The following is a 3,868-nucleotide window of genomic DNA, read 5'->3' as shown; positions in this document are numbered from 1 at the left end:
GCGCCCGCTGCTGATGTTTACCTTGTTCCCGGCGTTAACCGTGGTTTCGTTGTGCGTGGTGCCGCTGCCGTTCTCGCTGCCCTTGCCTTTGTTAACGCTGGCATTCAGCGACAGCCCGTTCACGCCCTGGCCGAAGTTGATGCCGACGCCGATTGAGCCGCCCTGGCTTTCGTTTTTGCCGTCGAGACGCTGGCTGTCCTGCGACGAACTCAGATTCACGTCGCGCGCCGCGCTCAGATTCACGTCTTTGCCCGCCTGTAAGTGCGCGCCCTGAATGTTGACGTCGGTTTTGCTGGCGTTGATGGTCAGATTGTTGCCCGCCGTCAGCTGGCTGCCCTGATGCTGGCTCTGCGTCAGCGTCTGCTCGGATTTCGACGACTGACTGCCGTACGACAGGTTCACGCCTATCACGCTGTCTTCGCTGCCGCCCGCCTCCGCCAGCGAGTTCGCCTGATACGCTGGACGCCGCCCAGTGCCAACCCGTTCTGCTTCTGCTCTACCGTGTGTTTCTGGGTGCTCTGGTTCTCCGCCGTAAGAATATTCACCTCGCTGCCGCTCAGGTTTAGGTCTTTGCCTGCACTTTTAACTATCCAAATATTATTTGGGATGCGCCTCGTAAAGTTGTCATTAATTATTAGTAGCCGCTCTGGTTCAACATTATTATCAGCTCTATATAGAACTTATTTATTATTCCACTTAAGGCGTATTAAATAAGTGAGAAACCACTTATTTAAGGTTATTTTCAATGAGCTTTTCGATTCGTTTTTTCTCACTCCGTAAAGAGCGCGGATTAAGTCAATCTCAGATGGCTAATAAGGTAGGAATACATCTGACACAGGTTCGGCGCTATGAATCCGGCGAGGCGCACCCTTCTCTGGAAATACTCAAACGCGTAGCAATCGCTTTTAATGTCTCCGCCGACTGGATGATTTTTGAAGATAGCGAAAGAGGACCTCAGGAAGACTTAAAGTTAAGGTTTGAAGCCTTAAAAAAAATGGATGAAGAAGAATTGAAATCAGTGACGTCGGTTCTTGATGCGCTGATTTTGAAAAATCAGGCCCGACGATAACTATGCTAAGCCTGTTACAACGCGGCCTTGCGTGATTGCAACACAACAAGGCCGCTAACCATAACCAACTATATGAGGTAGTTAATCATGGCTGTTCAACATCATAAGTCAGAACAGGTTTCAACTAAAGCCCGAAGCTATACCGTGGGTTATATCCGTGATCATCTGAAGCATAAGCCTTCGCCATCAATCACCATCCGCGGCCACTGGATGGCAGCGCTGGGATTTGATACCGGGCAGAAGATCGAGGTGATCGCTCAACAAGGGCAGATGATTATCCGGCTGTCGGCTGCATGATAATGATAAAATCCCGGCAACCTGCCCGGGATATATCATTATAAGCAAATCAGACTGACTATACTTAACTTCCCATTTTGATCAAATTGCAGATGTAAGGCATAACCTTCTTTTTCATATTTGATCCAACGGTTTATGTAGCCCAGAAGCATATCCATTTTTCCCCCGCCACTTGCAGAGGGATCGCCAAGTAATTGGATAATTTCAGACTCTAGTCCTTTAAATGGTAAAGCCTCTTTATAAGCTGAAAACCCTTCATTTGGCTGTATGTAAAAACTAATTTGAACTACGGTTTCATTTTCTAACAACAACAAAACACCTGCTTGGAAAAAAGAATAATAACTCCTGTCATCCAACACACCCGTATCGAAACTTGGTAACTCATTGAGTTTCTGGGACAATTCAACAAACTTAATATCAAATTTTGAACACCCTAAAATCTCAATAAAGTAATCCCATGGCAACATTATTTAATCACTCCCATTTGCTGGTTTCTATCCTGAATCTGTTTTATAGCATCATCGACCAGTTTAGGGTCATATCCTCGCTCTAACATATTCTTTCTCAGAGAATCAGTATCGCGGCACACAGCCCCACAAAGATCCATTGCATCATTTTGAACCTGAGTGGCGTTATTCTTACCACCATATGTCGGCCCTGCTGCATGTACATCTTTAGGAACTTCAACTGCCGTAGCATTCTGGTATAAAGCTTTTTCTTCTGCTGGACTCAATTTTCTACCCAGCTCAGTTTCCTTTGCCTTACGAAGAGCAGCAAATGATGGAATATGATCATGTTCCAGCCCATCACCAACTACTTCTCGCGCTTTGAGATCTTTATAGGAACCAACATCAAGGGCTTTTACTGGTTGAATTTCATTACTGGCTTGGTTTATCAACTTAGACGCAGTTTCAAGATCACCAGCTTTCAACGCTTTTTCAGCACCCTTTAGCGCGTTTCCTACTGTATCGCCAAGTCCCGGCATAACCCCGATAACCGCCGCCAGATAACCCAACGCACTGTCCGCTTCTGCAAAGCTTTTGATATCACCGTACACAGGGATAAAGTCGCTACCTGCTTCTGCAAAACCAGCCAAAAGCTCATTTCGGTGAGTATCCATTTTCGCGCCACAGGCTTCAGCGCTCAGTCCGGCACAGTTTTGTGCCTTAAATTCCTCGGTTACTTTCACCAGCGCATCCTGCGCTTTCTGATATTTTTCCTGTTGTGACATGCCTGAGGCTTTGTTCTCGATAATGTCACTCAGCGCATTATTCTCCGCCGCATTCTTCCCGGCCTGAGCGCCTGCCGTAGCATCCGCTTTGCTGTCACCGACTACGCCGCCGGCCAGCCCTGCCGCCAGCGTTGCCAGTGCGGAAATTTTCTGTTTTTCATCTTCCGTGAGGTCGCCTCGTGCAACACCCGGATAAAGCTGCTGCGCGATAAATTCCCCCATGCTCGCGCCTGCTGCACCCGCTAATGCACTGTTGCCATTCAGTTGCGCTACCACCGCGCCAAGCACCGCATGCGCCATCAGGTTTGCTTCGGTGTTTACCTTGCCAGTGGATGCGTCCGTGGTCATTTTGTGGATGACTTCCGCCAGATACGGTGCTGATGCACCCGCGAGCGCCTGCGCCATATTTCCACCCGCAATCCCCTGCATCGCGGCCGTTGCTGCCTGAATACCCTGCTGCAACGCACTGCCCGTACCGTATTTCTTCATCTCGGCCTGATACTCATCCGAGCCGCGCAGCATCGCCAGATATGCGGTGCGCTCCTTATCTGTAGCGTTTTCTTTAAGCGGGCCGTATTTATCTTTTGCCGCCTTTAAACCATCGATATCGCCCTGCGTTCGTATGATGTTTTCGGCTTGCATGCCAATTTCCGCAATCTTCTGCGCTTCCGCCAGCCGCTGCTGCTCTTTCTCCTTGTCGAAGATTTTGCCCAGCGTCTGATTGGCGTGTTCAGCGTCGCGGCTCAGCTCATCCACGTTCTGCTGCTGATTCTCTTTGTCGCGGATGATGATAGTGCCCGCGCTCACCGCCGCTTTGGTGGTGGAACTATCACTGCCACTGCCGCTAAGTCCCGTAAGCAGCATATCTGCGGCGTTTCCGAGGAACTGCTGGCCGATGTTTCCTCCAGAACTTATCCCCACGCTCTGGTGCTCAACCTCGTACTCTGCCTGGTTGTGGATGCTGCTCCAGCCCAGCGTACCGGTATCGAGCCGGTTATTATCCGCCGTTGCCGTCGAGCCGATGACCGCGCCGTCCAGCTGCGTGTGCCCGCCAACCTTCACGTCAAAGCCGCCGCTGCCGGCGAAGATGCCGGTCTGCTCCTGCACCGAGCTCCACGTGCTGTGCATTTTGTCGCGGCTCAGGTTAACTGAACCGCTGCCGCCGCCCATGCTGATGCTGCCGCCCGCGCTGGCGTTCTGCTGCTTCGAGTCGTAGTTGTCGGTGTCCTGCTCGCTGCGCATCGTCAGGTTACGGCCCACGTCCAGCGCCA

The 3,868-nt window shown here is 50.6% G+C and carries 5 protein-coding genes; 2 read left to right on the top strand and 3 right to left on the bottom strand.

What is annotated here, in order from left to right:
• The coding region (locus tag ACPUC7_RS24275; protein WP_494924845.1) for a hemagglutinin repeat-containing protein at positions 1-411 on the bottom strand (411 nt) is incomplete at its 3' end.
• Positions 412-745: 334 nt separating this feature from the next.
• On the opposite strand from ACPUC7_RS24275, the gene ACPUC7_RS24270 reads away from it, so the two are divergent.
• Both ACPUC7_RS24270 and ACPUC7_RS24265 read left to right on the top strand, forming a co-directional pair.
• Entirely contained in the window at positions 746-1,069 is a 324-nt protein-coding gene (locus ACPUC7_RS24270; RefSeq protein ID WP_494924844.1) for a helix-turn-helix domain-containing protein, read from the top strand.
• 87 nt (positions 1,070-1,156) lie between these two features.
• On the top strand, positions 1,157-1,366 hold the full coding sequence (locus ACPUC7_RS24265) for a SymE family type I addiction module toxin (RefSeq protein WP_494924843.1): 210 nt from the start codon (positions 1,157-1,159) through the stop codon (positions 1,364-1,366).
• Between the two features lie 38 nt (positions 1,367-1,404).
• Here ACPUC7_RS24265 and ACPUC7_RS24260 read toward each other — a convergent pair whose 3' ends face one another.
• Positions 1,405-1,833, bottom strand: a complete 429-nt coding sequence (locus ACPUC7_RS24260; protein ID WP_494924842.1) for a DUF6392 family protein — start codon at positions 1,831-1,833, stop codon at positions 1,405-1,407.
• Positions 1,833-3,868 (bottom strand): VENN motif pre-toxin domain-containing protein (locus ACPUC7_RS24255; RefSeq protein WP_494924841.1); only part of this gene is annotated, 2,036 nt, incomplete at its 5' end. The genes ACPUC7_RS24255 and ACPUC7_RS24260, both read right to left, overlap by 1 nt.

This window comes from Pantoea sp. CFCC18179 (assembly GCF_059412405.1).
This window is presented reverse-complemented; position numbering and strand designations above follow the sequence as displayed.

Bases quoted from the DNA above. Each gene is read 5' to 3' on its own strand.
- ACPUC7_RS24265 (WP_494924843.1), top strand. From the start codon at position 1,157: ATGGCTGTTCAACATCATAAGTCAGAACAGGTTTCAACTAAAGCCCGA.
- ACPUC7_RS24260 (WP_494924842.1), bottom strand. From the start codon at position 1,833: ATGTTGCCATGGGATTACTTTATTGAGATTTTAGGGTGTTCAAAATTT.
- ACPUC7_RS24270 (WP_494924844.1), top strand. From the start codon at position 746: ATGAGCTTTTCGATTCGTTTTTTCTCACTCCGTAAAGAGCGCGGATTA.